Annotated in this window: 15 protein-coding genes; 6 read left to right on the top strand and 9 right to left on the bottom strand. The window is 64.8% G+C overall.

Annotated features, from left to right (window positions below; genetic code table 11):
* Positions 1 to 175 precede the first annotated feature (175 nt).
* The 5 genes from FX134_RS12290 to argF all read right to left on the bottom strand — a co-directional run bounded on the left by FX134_RS12290 (position 176) and on the right by argF (position 6283).
* Positions 176 to 1180: an IS1595 family transposase gene (locus FX134_RS12290; RefSeq protein WP_080802399.1), complete on the bottom strand. Its 1005-nt coding sequence runs from the start codon at positions 1178 to 1180 to the stop codon at positions 176 to 178.
* Positions 1181 to 1294: 114 nt separating this feature from the next.
* Positions 1295 to 1939 (bottom strand): DUF559 domain-containing protein, encoded by a 645-nt coding sequence (locus FX134_RS14865; protein ID WP_232050944.1) that lies wholly within the window; start codon positions 1937 to 1939, stop codon positions 1295 to 1297.
* 797 nt (positions 1940 to 2736) lie between these two features.
* The gene (gene aguA, locus FX134_RS12280) at positions 2737 to 3843 is read right to left on the bottom strand and encodes an agmatine deiminase (RefSeq protein WP_197735980.1); all 1107 of its coding nucleotides are present in this window, start codon (positions 3841 to 3843) and stop codon (positions 2737 to 2739) included.
* 21 nt (positions 3844 to 3864) lie between these two features.
* Positions 3865 to 5250 (bottom strand): APC family permease, encoded by a 1386-nt coding sequence (locus FX134_RS12275; RefSeq protein ID WP_080802396.1) that lies wholly within the window; start codon positions 5248 to 5250, stop codon positions 3865 to 3867.
* A 13-nt stretch (positions 5251 to 5263) separates the two neighbouring features.
* Entirely contained in the window at positions 5264 to 6283 is a 1020-nt protein-coding gene (argF, locus tag FX134_RS12270) for an ornithine carbamoyltransferase (protein ID WP_080802393.1), read from the bottom strand.
* A 257-nt stretch (positions 6284 to 6540) separates the two neighbouring features.
* Between argF and FX134_RS12265 the strand changes: the two genes are divergently transcribed.
* On the top strand, positions 6541 to 7329 hold the full coding sequence (locus FX134_RS12265) for a MerR family transcriptional regulator (protein WP_080802391.1): 789 nt from the start codon (positions 6541 to 6543) through the stop codon (positions 7327 to 7329).
* 410 nt (positions 7330 to 7739) lie between these two features.
* A complete protein-coding gene (locus tag FX134_RS12260; RefSeq protein WP_172623475.1) occupies positions 7740 to 8135 on the top strand; it encodes a helix-turn-helix domain-containing protein in 396 nt (131 codons plus the stop codon).
* Between the two features lie 315 nt (positions 8136 to 8450).
* Here the strand turns inward: FX134_RS12260 and arcC are convergent, their stop codons facing one another.
* From arcC to ptcA, 4 genes are all read right to left on the bottom strand, one after another.
* Complete coding sequence (arcC, locus tag FX134_RS12255) at positions 8451 to 9401, bottom strand: carbamate kinase (RefSeq protein WP_080802388.1); 951 nt, start codon at positions 9399 to 9401, stop codon at positions 8451 to 8453.
* A 289-nt stretch (positions 9402 to 9690) separates the two neighbouring features.
* The gene (gene aguA / locus FX134_RS12250) at positions 9691 to 10851 is read right to left on the bottom strand and encodes an agmatine deiminase (RefSeq protein WP_080802386.1); all 1161 of its coding nucleotides are present in this window, start codon (positions 10849 to 10851) and stop codon (positions 9691 to 9693) included.
* 171 nt (positions 10852 to 11022) lie between these two features.
* Positions 11023 to 12534, bottom strand: coding sequence for an APC family permease (locus FX134_RS12245; RefSeq protein WP_080802384.1), 1512 nt, complete (start codon positions 12532 to 12534; stop codon positions 11023 to 11025).
* 125 nt (positions 12535 to 12659) lie between these two features.
* The gene (gene ptcA, locus FX134_RS12240) at positions 12660 to 13703 is read right to left on the bottom strand and encodes a putrescine carbamoyltransferase (RefSeq protein WP_080802380.1); all 1044 of its coding nucleotides are present in this window, start codon (positions 13701 to 13703) and stop codon (positions 12660 to 12662) included.
* Between the two features lie 289 nt (positions 13704 to 13992).
* Between ptcA and FX134_RS12235 the strand changes: the two genes are divergently transcribed.
* The 4 genes from FX134_RS12235 (at position 13993) to FX134_RS12220 (ending at position 19492) form a co-directional block, all read left to right on the top strand.
* The gene (locus FX134_RS12235) at positions 13993 to 14958 is read left to right on the top strand and encodes a helix-turn-helix transcriptional regulator (RefSeq protein ID WP_080802378.1); all 966 of its coding nucleotides are present in this window, start codon (positions 13993 to 13995) and stop codon (positions 14956 to 14958) included.
* A gap of 6 nt (positions 14959 to 14964) precedes the next feature.
* Positions 14965 to 15933, top strand: a complete 969-nt coding sequence (locus tag FX134_RS12230) for a helix-turn-helix transcriptional regulator (RefSeq protein ID WP_080802375.1) — start codon at positions 14965 to 14967, stop codon at positions 15931 to 15933.
* A gap of 536 nt (positions 15934 to 16469) precedes the next feature.
* Positions 16470 to 17864 carry an MATE family efflux transporter gene (locus tag FX134_RS12225; RefSeq protein WP_080802373.1) on the top strand — a complete coding sequence of 465 codons (1395 nt, stop codon included), beginning with the start codon at positions 16470 to 16472 and terminating at the stop codon, positions 17862 to 17864.
* On the top strand, positions 17861 to 19492 hold the full coding sequence (locus FX134_RS12220; protein ID WP_080802370.1) for an amidohydrolase: 1632 nt from the start codon (positions 17861 to 17863) through the stop codon (positions 19490 to 19492). The genes FX134_RS12225 and FX134_RS12220 overlap by 4 nt, the downstream gene beginning before the upstream one ends.
* Positions 19493 to 19652 lie beyond the last annotated feature (160 nt).

Raw genomic sequence — 19652 nt, 5'->3', positions numbered from 1 at the left:
AATGCCCCCTCGTGCGAGTCGAGTAAGCCTCTCGAACCACATCGGAAGCGTGCACCTGAAAGGCCCGCTCTACCGACCTGGCCTTTCAGGTGCACAAGCGTCGTGGACCTTCAGAATCCCCTAGACCAGAATTCGCACGAAGGAGCTTTTTGTGCCATTTGGGGAGAATCCGCTGTTAAACCACCATTGACATATACCCGTACCTCTCGCCGATCGTCCACCTGTTGGCGCAGCTCATGAACGGGCGGCTCTCCAGGTGGGTCAGCTGCCGCGTGCAGACGTAGCGCCCCGCCGCCTCGTGGCCGTACAGGAGCTCCCTGCGATCCCTCGCGCTGAAGCGGAACTGCTCGCGCCAGCAGAACCAGTCGAGGTAGCGCTGGAGCCGGCGGTTGGACACGCCGTTGAACCGGCCGACGAAGGACTTGAGCCTCGAGTGCAGGGAGTTGACCATCTCGAGCTCCTTGCTTCCGCGCACCTCGTGGGGCCTGCCCTCGAGCGTCCGGGCGTTGTAGGCCTTCCACCCGTCGGTCACGACCCCGCACGAGGCGGGCAGGCGCGCGCCGAGCACGACCATCACGCTCGCGGAGTCCTCGGCTCCGTCGATGATCTCGCAGAAGCAGTCGCCCAGCTCGCTCGCCCCGCACAGCACGCAGGTTCCCTTGTCGGCCTCGTGCCCGGTGCGGTGGGGCTCCCGCCCCAGCTGAAACCATCCGCTGCGCGAGTGGTCGCCCGGCAGGGACTCGTGAAGATATGTGCCGTCGACCTCGAAGGACTCCCCCCGCAGGGGCAGCAGCCTGCGCCCCATGACCTCGCAGACGCGCATCCTCATGAACCAGGCGGTGTAGAGCGAGGTGCCGACCCTCCTCGCAGTCTCGCGCAGGGGGAGGGCGTCGGCCATGCACGCCGCGAACTCCATCCACGCCGAGGCGGGCAGCTTGGAGCGGCCCAGCAGGGACAGGGTCTTCGCCCCGAAGGTGCGCCCGCACCCCCGGCACAGCCAGCGCTGGCCGGACGAGTCGCTGCCCTTCCTCACGAAGGCGGGGCAGCCGCACCTCGGGCAGCGGTCGGGCTCGAGGCGGTAGCGTGCGGCGAGGTCCTCCGCGATGGCCCTCCTGAGCGCCTCGGCCAGCTCGCGCTTCTCGGCGAGCGGCATCGTCGCGACTTGGTCTATAATCCCCATGGCGGGTCCTTTCCCTCGTGCTTTTTCGACGATCGCATCGTAGGGCAAGGGACCCGCTTCGCATGTCCCGGGAAAGGGACTATGTCAATATTGGTTTAACAGCGGAGGGGAGAATCACGTGCACCAGAGATCGTCATACCCTATCGGAAGCCCAAGCTGCCGCCTGAGTTTGAGCTTCCTCTCGTGATAATGAGACACCCTCACCGGGGAACGCTTCCCAAGGTGCTTCCGGATCGTCTCGGCAATCGCGTCGGTGGCGACCACGCTGTTCAGCTCGTCGTTCGTGATGCCGATGACCGTCCACCCCATAGAGAGAAGGGCGTTCGTCCTCCTCGAGTCCGAAATGCGCTTCTCCTCCCCTTCGTGGCATTCCCGGCTTTGGTACTCCACGTCGAGCTTCGCCTCGGGCCAGCACAGATCGCAGCGAAAGCTCGACTTGCCGGTGAGCGCCCGCGCGGCAGGGCTCGCCAGCACCTCGTAGTTCATGTGCGGGATTCCCGTCCCCAACCCACCGTGCATCATAGGCAGGCCGAAGACGAGGGCGTTTTTGGTCTCGCGACTGGAAGCCGAGCCGTCGGCCGCATAGCGCAAAGCGTGAGCCAGCCTCTTCGCTCCGCGCAACGTCGGATTGCGCGCCGCGAAGTCGGCAAGCGTCCGAACGGAAGCGAGGGACTTCACCTGATAAGCGGGAGGAACGCCGGTGCGACGAGTTTGATACGTGCCGCACGCCTCATAGACGAGCTGCAAAAGCGCCACCATATCATCTGCTTGACCTGCGGAAAGCGCAAGAGCGAGAGCCGCAGCGCTCACGGACGCGCCTCCGCCGAGGCGCAACAGCGACCGGCCATGAAGCTGTGCCGAACACACATGGGTCTCGCATGCACGCGAGGGGTGCCGTCCGGCAGCGTCGGACACCAAGAGGTGCACGGGGCTCTCGATGAGGATGCCGGGATGGGCTGCCTGGAGCTGCTCAACGACTCGTTCGAGCTCGTCAGCGTACGGCGCTTTCCCGGGAAGCGCGCACGCATTGCCTCGCAAGACGGAAAATGCGGCGGGATCCGTCGTGCGCAGGATTTGAAAAGCAGTTCGATGCCCGAAACACACCGACGGGGCGCTCATGCGAACCGCCTCCAGCTTCGCGTGGATTTCGATTGGAAGATGGACGAAGGCATACGACCCCCTTTGAGCCCTGGGCTTCAGAGGATCTTGCGAACGTGGGAGGGGAAACGCGGGCACGGTTTCCGCAATGGGCCGCTTCGAGGAGAAGGGCGTCCGCACTGGCTCTTCGTTGCGGCTATTCTAGCATGCGAAAGCGCCCCGGCGACACAAAATCCCCCTTCGTGACAAAGCTATCGGAGCAGGCTTTCGAGAACGCAGCGACCGCCCTAATGTTTCCCCTGTTCAAGAAGAAGGCTGTGGTGATCGAATGCGCTACGGCTCCCTGATTTCCTCCAAGCCGTTCACACGAGGGGGATTTTTGTGTCGCGCAGGCCGAAAACCGTGCACGCGCCCCTGCTCGGGCGGCGAAACCGGGCGGGGCGCGGGCGCGAATGGCGCTACTCGCCTGCGGGCTGCTGCTGGGTCATGCAGTGGAAGCAGCCGCCGCCCATGAGGATGGCGCGGCCCGGCAGGCCGATGACCTCTCGGTCGGGGAAGACCTCCTGGAGCGTTCTCACCGCCATCGCGTCATGCACCTCGTCGCCGAACTGCGGCACCACGACGCAGCCGTTGCCCAGGAAGTAGTTGATGTAGCTCGCGCCTATGCGGTCGCCCTCTGCGAAAGCGGTGGTGTCCTCCGCCGTGTCGAACGACGCAACCTCCTCGGCGGTGAAGAACAGCGGGTCGGGCAGGTGCAGCTTCGTCACCTTCAACGCACGGCCCCGCGCGTCGGCCTCGCGCGCGAGGATCTCCAAATTCTCGCGCATGAGCCGGTAGTTCTCGTCGGCCTCGTTGTCCGTCCAAGCCAGCAGCACCTCACCCGGACGCACGAAGGAGCACACAAGGTCCACATGTCCCCACACGCTGTCGTAAGCCACGCCGTTCTTGAGCCAGATGACCTTCTCGGCGCCGAGGTACTCCTTGAGGTGTCCCTCCAGCTCGTCCTTGCCCATCTTGTTCTGATTGTGCACCAGCTCCGAGGACTCGGTCACGAGCACCGTACCCTCGCCGTCGCCGAAGATGGCTCCGCCTTCCAGGATGATGGGCGCGCGGTAGCGGTCGACGTTCTCGATTTCGCACACCTTGCGCGCTGCCAGGTCGTCCTGGTCCCAAGGGAAGTAGAATCCCTCCTCAAGGCCGCCCCACGCTTGGAAGAGCCAGTCCACGGCCCTGATCTCGCCGACAGCGTTGCGCAGGAAGGTGGGGCCGATGTCGCGCAGCCAACCGTCGTCACAGGACATCTCGATCACCTTGATGTTGCGATGCTCGGGGATAGCGCAGCGCGCGGTCTTGTACTGCTCGCGCGGCACGCACACGTTCACCTCCTCGAAGCGCGCGATGGCCTTGATGACCTCGACCATGGCGCGCTGCGCGGGCTTGGCGCCGCCGGGCCACACGTCGGTGCGGAACGGCCAGCCGATCCAGCATTTCGTCTGCTTCTCCCACTCGCCGGGAAAGTAGAACCCGTCCTGCTTCGGAGTTGAATCTGCAATGGTGATTGCCACGATGGTTTCCTTCCTGATAGTCTAGATCGCTTCGGCGGCCTCGTCCGGCCCCTGCTCGACCCTCGCGCGCTTCCGCACGAGTCGGCGCTGCATGAGCTCCCCAATGCCCAGTGTCAGCGCCAGCCCGACGAGGATGGGCACGCCGTACGCGGCATCGAAGGGCTGCCCGGGCACCCACACGAACAGCACCATGGCCGCGATTAGCACGATCGTGCACACCACGGAGAGCACCACGCCGCAGGGAGCTTTGAAGGGCCGCTCGACGTCCGGGTCGGCCTTCTTCAGGCGGATGTAGGCGGCGAACATGATGACGTAGGGCATGAAGAAGATGATGGAGCTGAATGCGAGCAGCGTGAAGAACAGGTCGGACGCCGACTCCGCCATGAACCCGTACACCACGATGGTCACCGTGGACACGATGCCCGAGATGACCAGCGCTCCCACGGGCATGCCGCCGCGCTTCGTCTCGCGGCCGAACACGGCGGGAAGCTCGCCGGCCTGCCCCGCCTCGGCGGCGCCGCGGCTGCCCGCGATGCTCCAGGTGATCATCTGCACGAACACGCCGAACAGCAAAAGCACCAGCACGACGTTTGACACCAGCTGTGAGCCGAAGGCCACGCTCGCCACCGTCCCGATGCCGGTGACCAGGTCGAGTTCCTCAAGCGGCACGGTCTGCAGCACGCCCCACGAGGCGAACACGTTCATGGCGATGGCAAGGATCACCACGCCGATCACGGCCTTCGGCAGGTCCCTGCTGGGGTTCTTCATCTCGTGCGCGCTCATGGCCAGCACCTCTAGGCCGCAGCAGCAGTACACGATGACCGGCAGGTACTGAAGCCCCTGGTCGAGCGTGGGCATCATGGTGGCGGCGCTCAACTCGTTGGCGGGCGGGTTGCCCTGGAGCGCCATGGCGACGCCGCACGCGCCCACGGCCAGGAAGATGAGCACCTTGGCCACGCCTCCCAGGTTGACGATCCACTTGCTCTCCGTCATGGGCATCGACGCCACGAACACCGTGATCCACGTGATGCCGATGGACACGGCCACCTGCGCGAGGTAGCCCATCTCCGGGAAGAACGCCCCGCACAGGGCGCCGCTGAACCAGATGAACCCCGACGGCATCCACAGCGCGCAGTTGATCCAGTACAACCACGACAGCCGCCCCGCCCAGCGCGAGCCGAACGCCTTGTCCACCCACCCGTAGATGCCGCCCTTCTCGGGATAGGCACCCGTGAGCTCGGCGGTCACCAGGCCGTTGGGGATGAAGAACACCACGCCGATGATGAGCCACCACACGATGACCGACGGCCCCACCGACGTGTTCGAGATGAGGACGTCGGCGAACAGGATGGCGCAGATGATGCCGCATACGATGTCGAGCCGACCGAGCCCTTTCTCCTTTTCCATGGCGCTGCCCTCCTTACAGGTTCTCGGCTATCCAGGTTTCGATGAGGGCCTTCTGCTGGGCCTTCACCTCGGCCGACGCATGCGGCAGACGCCCGCGCATGAGCTTGACCAGGATGGCCATCTCGCCGTACAGGCGGTTCTCCGCGCCGTCCCACAGAAGCGAGCGCTCGTGGTCCATCACGGCGTCGGTCATCTCGAAGCCGCGCTGGGCGGGCAGGTAGTGCATGAACTCGGCGTGGGCGGGCGCGCAGGCGATGAGATCCTCATTGATCTGGTAGTCGGGGAGGAAGTCGCGCATGCGCTTCTCGCGGTCGGCGTCGAACCCGTCGTACCACATGACCGACGAGTAGATGTAGTCGGCGTCGCGCACGGCCTGCTTGGGGTCGTGCACGATCTCGAACGTGCCGCCGCCTTCCTCGCACGCGCGGCGCGCCGGCGCGTAGAATGCCTCGTCGGCCACGTAGCCCTCCGGGGCGCAGTACACGAAATGCGCGCCGAGGCGCGGCAGGATGTGCGACAGCGCGGTGCCGACGTTCTCGTAGACGGTGGCGTCGCCCACGAACACGAGCGTGACGTCGGAGAGCGCCTTGCCCGTCGGCAGATGCTCGGACATCGTCATCAGGTCGCAGAGGCACTGGCAGGGGTGCAGGTACGTGCCCATGCCGTTGATGACGGGGATGCTCGCATGCTCGGCCAGGCCGGCGATTTCGTCGTCGGCGCACGAGCGGATCTCGATGGCGTCCAAAAGGCGGGACATGACAAGTGCCGTGTCCTTCACCGTCTCCGACTTGCCCAGGTGGATCTCGCCGGGGCGCAGGTACAGGGCATGGCCGCCCAGTTTCGTCATGGCCACCTCGAACGAGATGCGCGTGCGGGTGGACGGCTCGTCGAAGATCATGCCCAGGCTTGCGCCGTCCAGCAGGTGCGGGCACGCGCCCAGCTTGTCGGCGCGCTTGAGCATGCGCCCCAGTTCGATGAGCTCGTACACCTCGTCGTTGGTGAAATCCATCAGGTCCAGGAAGTGCTTCGTCATGGAATCCTCCTTCGTCATGCGGTCTGCGCCCTCGCGCCGACCTCTTTGCTCCGACTGTTCTTCAGCGCGGGCCTCGCTGGTTGTATGGTAGGTTCTGAAGGAACTCGAAGAGCAAGCCCGAATTTTCGCGCGAGCCGAGGGGGCACCACCTGCTACACTTCCGAGTATCCGGCACGCGGAGGGCCGCTTGATGCGCGTGCGAAGTTCAAGTAGGTTGAGGTTTCGGCCCGCCTCCAAGACCGGGAGGGAAAGCCGCCATGAGCGAGTCGAAGGACGAGGGCTACTGGGATTCCCTGAGCATCTCCGAGATAGCCAGGCTGCTGCACGTGCCGCAGTCCACGCTGCGCTACTACGAGGACGAGGGCCTCGTCACACCCGTGCGCACCGAGAGCGGCGGCTGGCGGCAGTACTCGCTGCTGTCGCTGGTGGAGCTGGGCGACATCCTGTTCTACCGCAGCATCGGCATCCCGGTGAAGGACATCAAGGGCCTGATGGAGTCGCCCGTCAAGGAGACGGCGAGCGCCGTGGATCGCGCGATCGCCGACACCGTCGAGCAGATGCAGGGCCTGGGCAAGACGCTTGAGCGCCTTTCGCTCTACAACCGCCGCATTCGCGAGTTCTACATGGTGCAGGCGCGCGGCAGCCGCCTGGTGGACAAGCCCGAGGTTGACGTGCTGTACCCGTTCGGCATGAAGGAGGAATCGTCGCTGCAGGCGTACCTGGACGACCTCGCCACCAGCTACTGCTTTTTCATCGAGGACGCCTCGTCGCCGGACGCGTACGTCGACTGCGCCTCGAAGCCCACCGAGGCGACGGAGTCCGAGCCGGTATGGAAGTCGGGTGGTCACGAGGGACGCTACTACGAGTGCCTCGTGCGCACCGACTACTGCTACGCGCAGAGAAACGACGTCGCGCGCCACGTCGAGCGCATCCGGGCGCTGGGGCTGGAGCCCGGCGCGGTGATCGCGCAGTACCTGACGTTCGACTACTCGGAAGAGGAAGGGAAGCGCTACGACTACTACCACGCCTGGATCGAGGTGCGGTGAGCGACGAAGCCGACATCTTGACGCCCTTCTCTTCGCCTTCCTGCATCGAATTCGACCCGAATGACTCAAAAACCTCCCTCGTGCGAATCCTCCGAGAGGGTCGCAAGGGACTCGTTGACTCAATTTTGCGAAAACCCCAGGTCGCAAATGCTCGCAGCGTGCGGAGATCGTCCGAGGAAAGCTCCATGGTTCGCACGAGGGAGATTTCTGCGTCCGAAACGCAAGAACGCGTGCAGACGCCCCGCCCCGTCGCCCCCAATCGAACGCGACGAAGACGACGAGGAACGCGGCCAAGGCGGCCCACATGCGGATTCGCCTTTTGCATCATCTCGCGATCAGCCTGGCATTTCGGGTACAAGATAACCATGCGCTCGTCGCAGGACAGCTCGCTCTCAAACAGGCCCGCCCACATGTCACGAATGCCGCCAACGACGGAGCCGGAACCCGGCTGGACGCTTTCCCCGGCAGCACTGGAAGTCTTCCGTGTGGTCAAAGCAGAATCCGACTTGACCGTGGCGCAGATTTCCGAACGCACAAGCAGGTCGATCCGAACAGTCGAACGATCGCTCAAAGAGCTTCGAGACGCGGGCTTCATCGCCAGAAGAGGCTCGAACAAAACCGGTAGCTGGATGGTTTTAAGCGATGCGGATGACGGAATAAAATCCTTCATAAGGCCTGATAGATGGAACTTGAAGATAAATGGCGGGATAAATGGCGGGATAAACGAACATCAATACGCAGACGCGGACGGAGCGTCAGCAATGCACGCAGATATTCTACTTGCAACGTATTTGCGTGCACCATAAGCGGCCAGCTCGGGAGGCGCGTGCAAGAGGAACGGCCTTTCGTGGCAGGAATCGACGGAAAATGATCATTCGAGGAGCCCTTGTCGGCCTGCGCCGAGGCGAGCGATTCTGCTTTCCCGCATAGTGCCTGTTCAGGAAGCCGATACATTTTGGCATGTGAAAACAGCCTTGTGCCGATGATCATTTTCCGTCGATTTCTGCCACGAACGAGGGGTTTTCACGCACTGGGGGGGCCGGCACGAACCCAGATGTAAAAGCGCCCCGCCAGCCGAAGCCGGGCGGGGCGCTTGGGGGCGCTCGGAGCTCGCGGCGGCCTTACGCCGTGATGACCGTGCCGGTCTCGCCGCGCAGGCCCGCCGCGGCGCACTCGAGGCTCGTGATGAGGGCCTTGCCGGCCGGGTACTGCTCGACGTACTCGATGCAGGCCTCCACCTTGGGCAGCATCGAGCCGGGGGCGAACTGGCCCTGGGCGATGTACTCCTCGGCCTCGGCGACCGTCATCTCGGAGATCTCGGCCTGGTCGGGCTTGTTGAAGTTCACGCACACCTTCTCCACCGCGGTGAGGATGATGAGCATGTCGGCCTTGAGCTTGCGGGCGAGAAGCGCGCTCGAGCGGTCCTTGTCGATGACCGCCGGCACGCCCTCGTAGGCGCCGTCGACCTCGAACACCGGCACGCCGCCGCCCGTGGAGATGACCACGTAGCCGTCGTTCACCAGGTCGCGCACCGCGTCGAACTCGACGATGCGCACGGGCTTCGGGGAGGCCACGACCTGGCGCCAGCCGCGGCCGGCGTCCTCCTTGTAGGTCCAGCCGGTCTCGGCGGCCTTGGCCTTGGCCTCCTCCTCGGAGAGGAACGCGCCCACGGGCTTGGTGGGGTTCTGGAACGCCGGGTCGTCGGGGTCCACCACGGTCTGCGTGATGACGTTGGCCGTGGAGCGCAGGATGTTTCTGGCCTTGAGCTCGTTCAGGATGGCCTGGGAGAGCTGGTAGCCGATGTAGCCCTGGCTCATGGCGCCGGCCTCGGGGAAGGGCATCTCGGGCGTCTTGCCGTCGTTGGCGCTCGCGTAGGCGAACGCGTTGTTGATCATGCCGACCTGCGGGCCGTTGCCGTGGGAGACCACGACGTTGGTGCCGTCCTCGATCATGTCGACGATGTGCGTCGCCGTGTTCTTCACGAGCTCCAGCTGCTCCTGGGGGGTGTTGCCCAGGGCGTTGCCGCCGAGGGCGATGACGACGGTCTTGCCGTCTCCGAGGGTGTAGGGCATGATGGTCCTCCTTCTGTCGGGGGGGGTGGGATCGAAAAAGGACGGCCCCTGGCGTTCCAGATGGCCGCCGCCTTGGCCCCTCTAGACGAGCCGCTGCGCAGCGGCTCGTCTAGAGGGGCCAAGGCGGCGGCCATCTGGAAAATGCCGAGATGGAGCCGGGTGTCAAGGCCGGTCGAGTTCATCCGGCAAGGGGAAAGCTTCTGGCTGCGGCGCCGGCCGGTCCGGCTGGCGCCGCGCGGGATCCTTCGACTTCGGCCTTCGGCCTCCGCTCAGGATGACAACCTGCAAGCTACTTGCCCGCGGGCTCCTGCTGGGTGATGCAGTGGATGTTGCCGCCGCCGAAGACCACCTGGTCGGTGCGCACGCCCACGGCCTTGTAGGCGCCCTCGCCCCAGGCCTCGTCGAACGCGGCCTGGATCTGCTGCACGGCCAGCGCGTCGTTCTCGTCGCCGTACTGCGGCACGATAACGCCGCCGTTCACGATCAGGAAGTTCATGTAGGACGCGATGAGCGGCTCGTCGGCCACGCGGGGCTCGGCGTACTCCTCGGTGTCGATGGAGTCGCAGGACGCCTGGTCCATGTAGAGCGGCTTCACCGGCATGCAGAGCTTGGTCACCTCGAGCTTGCGGCCCTTGGCGTCCGTCGCGTTGGACAGCGTCTCGTAGGCGGCATGGCACTCGTTGTAGAACGGGTAGTCCGGGTCGTCCGACCAGATGCACATCACCTTGCCGGGCGCGACGATCTGCGCGACGTCGTCGATGTGGCCGTTGGTCTCCTCGGGGTCGATGCCGTCCTTCACCCAGATGACCTTCTCCACGCCCAGGTACTTCTTCAGCTGCTCGTCGCAGTACGCGCGCAGCTCCTCGCTCCACGGCTCGTAATCGGTGGCCGACGCGTTGCGGCCGGGGTCGAGCAGGCACATGTCGGTGGTGATGACCGTGCCCTCGCCGTCCACGTGGATGGAGCCGCCCTCGAGGATGAAGCTCTCGGGGCGGTAGCGGCGGCAGCCGCTCATCTCGGCCATCTTGAGCGCGATCTGCTCGTCCTTGTCCCACGGGAAGTACAGGCCGTTCTCGAACCCGCCGTAGGCGTTGAAGTGCCAGTGCACGGCGCGCTTGTCGCCCTCGCCGTTGACGACCCAGGTGGCGCCGGTGTCGCGCACCCACGCGTCGTCGGTGGTCATCTCGATCACGGTGACGTTCTCGTCGTCCTCGAACACGGCCTTGGCGTTGGCGTAGTCGGCCTGGTTCACGCACATGGTGACGGGCTCGAACTCGGCGATGGCGCGGGCCACGGCGGCGTACTGCTTCTGGGCCGGCTTGGCACCCCACGCCCAGGTGTCGGTGCGGTGCGGCCACGCCATCCAGATGCGGGTCTGCGGCTCGAACTCGCCGGGCATGCGGTAGCCGTCGGCCTTCGGGGTGGACTCGGACTCGTGAATCGTCTTCATGATGCACACCTTTCTGTTTTTGGTTAGCAGTGCACAAATAAGGTTGGAGCAGACAGTGCTTGTTGGAACGATGGTCGCTGGCGCCGCGCGGGATCCTTCGACTCCGCGCCTTCGGCGCTCCGCTCAGGATGACAATCCGGGCGGCGCCAACGCGACAGTGCTTTCTTGCCGTTACGCTACCGGTTGGGGCTCGGGCTCCTCGGCGGCGGGGCTTGCAGCAGCCTCGGCCTCCTCGCCTTCGCCAGCCTCTTCGGCAGCGGCTTCCTCAGCTAGGCGGGCCGTAGCCATCTCAGGCGTCAGACCCCTGTACTCGTCGGTGCGGCCGCGCTTCGACCACAGGCGCACGACCTCGCCCAGCACCACGAACACCAGCACGCCGATGAGCATGGGGATCTTCGACAGCTCCTCCTCCGTGCCGTTGAGCGGCACGATGGTGGCCACGATGGCCAGCACCAGCTCGACGGCGGGGATGATCAGCATCACGTACATGAGGCCGCCCTTGAAGGGGAAGCGGAAGATGCGCTTGCGATCCGGGTCAACCTTGCGCAGCTTCAGGAACGCCGGGAACATGGGGATGTAGCTGATGAGCAGGAACACCACGTTCATGGAGAACAGCATCCAGAAGATACCGTCGGAGATGGCCGGGATGGGGATGAGCTGCAGCATGAGCGCGAGCGACGCCACGATGCCGTTCACGATGGCCGCGCCGGTGGGCATCTCGGTCTTCTTGTTCTCATGCGAGAACACCTTGGGCATATTGCCGTGCTTGGCGGCGTAGTCGGCCACGAAGTTCACGCCGAACGACCAGGAGGCCATGTTGGCGAACAGGGTGACCAGGAAGATGATGCAGATGATCATGAAGATGGGGGACATCTCGCCCACCATGGTGGCCACGGCGTAGATCATGCCGAAGTCGGGGTCGATCTGGTCGGCCGGGATGGCCGCGCCGATGCCGAAGCTGGCGAACAGGTAGATGGCGCCGATGGCCAGGCCGCCCAGCACGATGGCCTTGGGGATGTCGCGCTCGGGGTTCTTCATGGCGCCGGCGAAGGTGCAGATGACCTCGAAGCCCATGAAGTTGAACAGGATGATGGACAGGTACGTGAGCGCGTTGGTGTTGCCCAGGTCGGGCAGGAACGTGGCCGGCGACATGTCGCTCGCGAACCCGTGCGTCACGGCGTACCAGATGCCCAGGCCGCCAACAGCAACGGCGATGAGCACCTTCAGCACGGCGCCGCCGTTGAGGATCCACGCGGAATCGGACACCTTGGAGAAGCTCATGAACACGACGATCCACACGAACGCCAGCTCGATGAGCAGCACCGGCGCCAGCTCGAACTCAACGCCGAACACCATCCCTAAGATGTCCGGGAACAGCGTGGCCAGAGAGGCGATCCACAGCGGGAAGTTGATCCAGTAGTACCAGGCCACGCGGCTGCCCCAGCGGTCGCCGAACGCCTCGCGGATCCAGTCGTACAGACCGCCGTCGGAGTCGTACGTGGTGCCCAGCTCGGCCACCACCATGCCGTAGGGCAGCAGGAACGTGATGATGAGGAAGATCCACCAGAAGAACTGCTGGTTGCCGATAGCGGCGGCGGGGGCCGCGGCCTCGGCCACGAACACGACGCAGATCACGGACAGGATGACGCTGATGAAAGAGAACTTCTTGACTTTATTACCCATTGGTCTCCCCTTCCAGGGGGTCAGCCCCACCGGGTCGCGTCAGCTTGTCGGCGCGGGCCCGGCCCGGTGGGGCGCTTATCGGAAAACGGATCCGGCGGCACAGGGCCGCCGGAGCGGAACCCGTTTTACTTGGCGATCTTGGAGAGCACGGCGTTCATGCGGGCCTCGGCCTCGTCGGCCACGGCGGCGTTCTCCTTGGTCTTGGGGCACAGGTACGCGAGGATGGCGCGGATGGAGTGCTTGCGGTTCTCGGCCTCCACCCAGCACAGCGACCGCTCGGGGTCGTCCATGACCTCGTCCACCACTTCCTCGCCGCGGGTGGCGGGCAGGCAGTGCATGAACTTGGAGTTCGGGCCGGCGAAGTTCATCATGTCCATGGTCACCTGGTACTTGGGGTAGAAGACGTCCATGTAGGACTCGCCGCCCTCTTCCTCGTCGTAGAGGCCGTACCACACGTCGGTGTAGATGAAGTCGGCGCCCTTGATGCTCTCGATGTCGTCGGACACCGTGATGGTGCCGCCGGACACCTTGCAGTTCTCCTCGGCGATGGCCATGATGTCCACCGTCTTGTCGACCACGAGGCCGCCGTCGGTCACCTGATGGCCCTTGGGGCCGAAGTGCACGAAGTCCATGCCCATCTTGGAGGCGATGAACATGAGCGACACGCACACCTGCGTGGCGTCGCCGATGAAGGCCAGCTTGCAGTCCTCGATCTTCTTGCCCTCGGGCAGGTTCTCGATCATGGTGAGCAGGTCGCCGAGCTCCTGGGTGGGGTGGTTGTAGTCGGACATGCCGTTGATGACGGGGGCGGCGGAGTTCGCGGCCAGGCCCACCACGTCGGGATGGCGGTTCACGCGGGCCATGAGAATGTCCACGAGCGAGCCCATGACGCGCGCGGTGTCCTCGAGCGTCTCGTGGCCGCCGAGCTGGATGGTGCCCGGGCCGAAGAACTGCGCGTGGCCGCCGAGGTCGGTCATGGCCGTCTCGAAGGAGATGCGCGTGCGGGTGGACACCTGCTGGAAGATCATGCCGAGCGTCTGGTTCTTGAGGATGAGCGGATAGCGGCCGCCTTCCTTGATCATAGCCTTCATGGAGCGGGCCAGCTCGATCATGTCGAGCAGCTCTTCCTTGGTGAAGTCGTTGGTGTCGATGTAGTCCTTCACAGCCATGCGATTCCTCCTTAACGGATTGTCCGCGGCCGCTTTCCTTTTCACGGCCGCATCTCTTGGGGCACAGCATGCGGCCATAACGGACGCCTGTGAAGGAATAATGAAGATTATTTTGCGGTGAAAAAACCTATACCCGAAATAATCCGGTGTGTTTAGCCTTCCGATCTGGTATTCTTCAAAGGCACGACAAGTTGTTTCCAACCCCGTAACAAGCGCATAATCTCAGAGATAGAATAGCTTCCGACCGACACGGCGGGCCCTGCTGCGAGAAAGCGAGGGGATCTAAACCATGGAGATAGGCTTCTACTTCTACACCATCCTCGTGATGCTCGCCTGCATCGTCGCGGGAGCCGTCTCCCTTTCCGCCTACTTCGTGTCGCGCAAACGCAGCCTCCTTTATATGGTGGCGTTCTTTTTCTTCTACTTCCTCGACATCGCGCTCATCTTCCAGAACGAGTACCTGGGCCAGAACACCGACTTCCCGCTCGACGCGTTCTACGCCATCGACCAGCCGGGGCTGCGGATATTCTTCGCCCTGGGCACCATCGAGGCCATGTGGCTGGTGACGTGCGAGTTCTTCGACGAGAAACGGCTGGCGATGCGCCTCGCGCCGGCCGTGGCGTTCGTGGCGCTCAGCGTGAGCATCGTGGCCTTCATGCCCGAGGGGCAGTACAAGCAGTTCCTGTTCTACACCATGCGCCAGCTGTTCATCTTCTGGTGCCTGAGCTACGCGCTTTTGCGCTACCGCACGGCCACGGACGAGATCGAGAAGACGCGGATGCGCCGCCAGGAGCCCTTGTTCCTGATCACGCTCGTGCTCACGCTGTGCATCGTCGTCGAGGACGTGTTCATGATGCTGGTATGGGACCCCGACCCGGCCTCGTCCACTATGCTGCCCCTCTACCTCTCCGAGCGCAACTTCTCCGAGAACTTCCTGATGCTGGCGTTCGCGTTCTTCAGCCTGCGCGAGTCGGCCGCCACGCTGCGGCTGCGCTTCAAGGAGCCGCCCGTGTCCGAGAACCCCGTGGTGCGCCAGCACATCGACGATTTGCTGCCCGCGTTCTGCGCGCGCCACAAGCTGACGGCGCGCGAACGCGAGATCCTGGAGCTCGTGCTGCTGGGCAAGGACAACCAGAACATCGCGAGCGAGCTGCAGCTGGCCCTGGGCACCGTGAAGGCCCACGTGCACAACATCCTCAAGAAGACCGGCCACCCCAGCCGCCAAGAACTCATCCAGGACTTCTGGAAGGAGTGAGATGGCGTGAGCGAGATCTGGTTCTGCTACACGATGCTGTTCATACTCATGTGCCTGTTCTCGGCGAGTCAGGCGCTGTCGGCCTACTTCGTGTCGCGGCGCGGGTTCTACCTGGGGGTCATGGCGTTCTTTCTCGCGTTCTGCCTGGACACGTCCCTCATCTTCCTGGACGAATACTCGTATCTGAAGCCCGCCACCGCGGAGGGCGTGCTCACGTTCCCCTTCCTGCATCCGTGGATCAAGCTGGCGTTCTCGCTTCTGTTCATCGGCAGCGTGTGGTGGCTCGTGCTGGAGATCGTCGAGCGGCGCACCTGGCGGCGCATCATCGTGCCGTGCGCCGTGTGCGGCGTCGTGCAGGCGGCCGCCGTGCTGTTCGTGCCCGATACGCGCCTGAGCCAGTGGCTGTTCTACAGCGTGCGCGATCTGTGCGTGCTTGCGTCGCTCGGCTACGCGCTCTGGGCGTACCGGCGCCATGCCGACGACGCGCTACGCCGCCACCTCGGACGCTACCGGCGGGCGTATCTGGCATTCGTCGTGCTGGTGGTGCTCGTGTTCGCCGAGGATTCGCTCATGATGTACTGGCTCGCGCCGCTTATTCCCAACGAGACGTTCCTCTACCACCTGAGCGAGCGCAACATCTGCGAGAACGTCGCCGTCATCTTCTGCGCCGTGCTGGCCATCCGCTCGACGGCCGGCGCGCTCGCCGTGCGCTTCCACGAGCCGCCCACGGCCACGAGCACCAACGTCGAACGGCGTGCCCACACCCAGCTCGCGCGCTACGCCGACCGCTGCGGGCTCACCCCGCGCGAGCGCGACGTGCTGGCGCTCATGCTGGAGGGCAAGGACAACCAGAACATCGCGAGCGCGCTCACGCTGTCGCTCGGCACCGTGAAGGCCCACGTGCACAACATCTACCGCAAGGCCGACGTGAGCTCCCGCCAGCAACTCCTCCAAAGCTTCTGGAAAGAAGACTAGAGGGCGGAGAGGGCGAGCCGCCCGAGTGCGACGCCCCATTCCGCTCCCATCCCCCTCTTGCCCTTCGAAACCGGAGGGGCTTACCGCCGCCACGCTCCCTCGTGCAGCTGATTCGCGAATTTCTGTGCAGAAATTGCGGTAAAGGATCAACGCCGCCTCGCGAAGCAGATGCGCTCTGCCATTTTCCCTGTTCGCACGCTTGTTGCACGAGGCGATGCGCGCCTTTTTCCCGCATCTGGGTGCGGGATCGGCCCCGAAATGATCCTTTACCGCAATTTCTGCTCAAAAAACGGCGAATCGACCGCACGGGCTTGGGAGCTGCAAGCCGGCCAACGCAGAGGGCACGATCCGCGCAATGGCCGCCGAAGCTGCTTCACCTCGCTGTCGCGCCTGATCACAAGCCTGCTAACCCTTTCTAACCCCGGTCGGGGCGCTTCCAAACCCTTCTAAACTTGCCCCCTTGCTCGCCCGGCGCGTATGGTCGCGGCAAGGAGGAAACGGCATGGGGCCGTTTCGGAGAAAGGAGGGCAGCGCCAATGGCTGAGGAGGATCGCGAGCTCGCAACCAAGCCGGTGCACGGGCTGTTCGTCAAGTACTCTCTTATCACGCTCATCGGCATGGCCGCTCAGGCCGTCATGGTTATCTTGGAGGGGGTGATCATCGGCAACGGGCTGGGGTCGTTCGGGCTGGCCGTCGTGGGCATCATCATGCCGCTCGAGCTGCTGAACCTGGCGCTGGGCGGCTCGCTCGGCATGGGCGTGGCCACCGTGGCGGGCAACCGCCTGGGCGCGGGCGACGCCGCCGGGGCGCGCAAGGCGTTCTCGCAGGGATTCTGGCTCTCGACGTTCATCATCCTGGCCATCAGCGTGCTCATCTTCATCTTCGCGCCGCAGCTCGCGCTCATGCTGGGCGCGACGCCCGACCTCGTGGACGGCGTGGTCACGTTCATGCGCATCTTCGTGTGCTTCTATCCGTTCTGCATCCTCGGCCAGATGATGTCGTCGGTGCTGCGCGTGGACGAGAAGCCGGCGCTGGCCACCGCCGCCATGTTCGGCTCGGCCGTGCTGGCCGTCGTGTGGCTGTACTGCTCCATCTTCCTGGCAAACATAGGCGTGGCCGGCGCCGCCGTGTACTACGGCATCTCGATCGGCCTGTGGTTCGTCGTGGTGTTCTACTTCCTGTTCAGCAAGAACACGAAGTTCAAGATCAAGCTCGCCGACATGAAGCTTGAGGGCAAGCTCTGCAAGGAGATCCTCGTCATCGGCCTGCCCACGTTCCTCGTGCAGGCGGCGAGCCTCGTGTACACCACCGTCATCAACAACTACCTGGGCGTGCTGGGCGGCGACCTGGAAATCGGCGCGTTCGCCATCCTCAACGGGTACCTCGTGTACATCCTCAATATGATGTGGCTCTGCTCCACCTACGGCGTGCAGCCGCTGGCCAGCGTGAACCACGGCGCGAAGCGTCCCGACCGCCTGAAGACGCTCATCCGCGCCTCCATCGTGGACACCGCCGCGGCCATCGCCGTGATCGCCGGCCTGTTCATCGCGTTCGCCGTGCCCATCTGCACCATCTTCTGCGGCGACGAGCCCGACCTCATCGCGCTGGCCTCGGCCAACACCCTGCCGCTGTGCGTGCTCGCGTGCCTGGGCGCCGCGTCCAACGTGATGTCCGCGTACTTCCAGGCCGTCGACAAGGTGGTCATCGCCACCGTCCTCGGCATGAGCCGCTATCTTATCTTCACCGTTCCCTGTATCATCGTGATGTCGTCGTTCATGGGCATCACGGGCGTGTGGTGGGCACAGCCCGTCGCCGACGTGCTGTGCTTCGCGTTCACCATGGTGTTCGTCGTGCGCGAGGTGCGCCGCCTGAACGGCCTGGCGGCCGAGCCCGCGCAGGCAGCCCCCGTCGAGGAAGGAGCCGTCGCATGAAACCGGCCGATCTCGTCATAAAGAGCACGCGCATCTTTACCGCTACCCCGGGGCAGGACGAGCCCCTGACAGGCGCGGTCGCCGTGGCCGACGGGCGCATCGTGTTCGTGGGCCCCGCCGACGAGGCGCAGGCGTACGCCGGACCCGGCACCGTTGTGGAGGATTGGGGCGATGCGTTCGTATGCCCCGGCTTCCACGACTCCCACCTGCACTTCTTCCCGTCGGCCATGGACCGCTCGCCCTACGTGGTGTTCTGCGAGGGCACCTGCCCCGAGGACTGCGTGGAGGCGCTCAAAGCCGTGGAGGACGCCCGGCCGCGCGGCGAGTTCATGCTGTCGTACGGCTGGTACCACCCGCTGTGGGACAACCCGGTGCTGCCGACGAAGGACATTCTGGACGCAGCCTACCCCGACCGCCCCGTGTGCCTGCAGTCGGGCGATTCCCACACGCTGTGGACGAACTCGAAGGGCCTGGAGAAGTTCGGCATCACGAAGGATTCGGTGCCGCCCGCCGGAGGCATTTACCAGAAGGATGAGAACGGCGAGCTGACCGGCATCATCCAGGAGATGGCGGCCACGAAGCTCATTCCTGCGATGCTCCAGTTCAACGAAGAAGAGACGGCCGCCGGCATCAAGCAGTTCCTGGCCGATCTCAACGCCGAGGGCATCACCAGCGTGTGCGACGTGTCGCTTCTAGCCGTGCCCGGCGGCGACTTCGTGCGCGACGATGTGTACCGCGACCTGCGCGATCGCGGCGAGCTGACCGTGCGCATCAACATGTTCCCCACCGCGCTGGAAGATCTGACGCGCGCCCGGAAGCTGCGCGACGAGTTCGCGGGCGACGACATGCTGCGCTCGCCCGGCCTCAAGCAGTTCTTCGACGGCGTGTCGTCCACGCACACCGCGTGGCTCACCGAGCCGTACGCGAACGCCTACTTCGAGGGCGACTGCGGCGCACCGGTCACCGACCCCGAGCGCATGCGGCGCATCGTGCTGGGCGCGGCCGAGGAGGGCTTCGCCGTGCGCATCCACACCATCGGCGACCGCGCCATCCACGTGGCGCTCGACATCTTCGAGGAGGCGCGCGAGAAGTTCGGCGCGCCGAAGGGCCAAAACGGCCTGGAGCATCTGGAGAACTTCCTGCCCGAGGACATCGCGCGGCTGGCCGAGCTGGACGTGTGCGCCAACTGCCAGCCGCCGCACACGGTGCTCGACCCCAACGGCATCGAGCGCGACCTGGGGCCCGAGCGCGCGCAGTGGATGTGGCCCTACCGCACCTACCTCGAGCGCGGCGTGAAGTTCTCGTTCGGCACCGACTCGCCGGTGGTGGACATCAACTCGCGCGAGGTGATCTACGACGCCGTCACGCGGCAGAGCCCGGCCACGGGCGAGCCGGCGGGCGGCTGGCAGCCCCAGGAGAGGATCTCCGCCGCCGACGCCGTGCGCGCCTACACCCGCGGCAGCGCCATCGCCGCCGGGCGCGGCGACGAGGTGGGCACGCTTGAGCCCGGCAAGCTGGCCGACATGGCCGTGCTGGACGCCGACCTCGTCTCCTGCGCGCCCGAGGACATCCTGAAGGCGCGCGTCCTGGCCACCTACCTGGGCGGACGCAAGGTGCACGAAGCGTAAGCGAGACCCCTCCCCTTCCTTTCAGGCTCCCCCGGCCGGAACCCGGGGGAGCCGCAACGCTCGGGATAAACCTATTTATACCCAACAGGCGCGCTCCCCTTACCCATTTAATCCCCTGCGGCGGGCCGCGGTGCGGTATGGTGCGGGCAGTGAACGCCCC

Origin of the sequence: Arabiibacter massiliensis, from assembly GCF_902386925.1 — a bacterium.
Classification (GTDB): domain Bacteria; phylum Actinomycetota; class Coriobacteriia; order Coriobacteriales; family Eggerthellaceae; genus Arabiibacter; species Arabiibacter massiliensis.
Note: the sequence above shows the minus strand (reverse complement) of the source record. Positions and strands in the feature narration are given on the sequence as shown.

Coding starts and splice junctions, on each gene's coding strand:
- FX134_RS12290 (WP_080802399.1), bottom strand. CDS start 1,180: ATGGGGATTATAGACCAAGTCGCGACGATGCCGCTCGCCGAGAAGCGC.
- argF (WP_080802393.1), bottom strand. CDS start 6,283: ATGACGAAGCACTTCCTGGACCTGATGGATTTCACCAACGACGAGGTG.
- ptcA (WP_080802380.1), bottom strand. CDS start 13,703: ATGGCTGTGAAGGACTACATCGACACCAACGACTTCACCAAGGAAGAG.
- FX134_RS12265 (WP_080802391.1), top strand. CDS start 6,541: ATGAGCGAGTCGAAGGACGAGGGCTACTGGGATTCCCTGAGCATCTCC.
- arcC (WP_080802388.1), bottom strand. CDS start 9,401: ATGCCCTACACCCTCGGAGACGGCAAGACCGTCGTCATCGCCCTCGGC.
- FX134_RS12245 (WP_080802384.1), bottom strand. CDS start 12,534: ATGGGTAATAAAGTCAAGAAGTTCTCTTTCATCAGCGTCATCCTGTCC.
- FX134_RS12225 (WP_080802373.1), top strand. CDS start 16,470: ATGGCTGAGGAGGATCGCGAGCTCGCAACCAAGCCGGTGCACGGGCTG.
- FX134_RS12235 (WP_080802378.1), top strand. CDS start 13,993: ATGGAGATAGGCTTCTACTTCTACACCATCCTCGTGATGCTCGCCTGC.
- FX134_RS12220 (WP_080802370.1), top strand. CDS start 17,861: ATGAAACCGGCCGATCTCGTCATAAAGAGCACGCGCATCTTTACCGCT.
- FX134_RS14865 (WP_232050944.1), bottom strand. CDS start 1,939: ATGGTGGCGCTTTTGCAGCTCGTCTATGAGGCGTGCGGCACGTATCAA.
- FX134_RS12275 (WP_080802396.1), bottom strand. CDS start 5,250: ATGGAAAAGGAGAAAGGGCTCGGTCGGCTCGACATCGTATGCGGCATC.
- aguA (WP_080802386.1), bottom strand. CDS start 10,851: ATGAAGACGATTCACGAGTCCGAGTCCACCCCGAAGGCCGACGGCTAC.
- FX134_RS12260 (WP_172623475.1), top strand. CDS start 7,740: ATGTCACGAATGCCGCCAACGACGGAGCCGGAACCCGGCTGGACGCTT.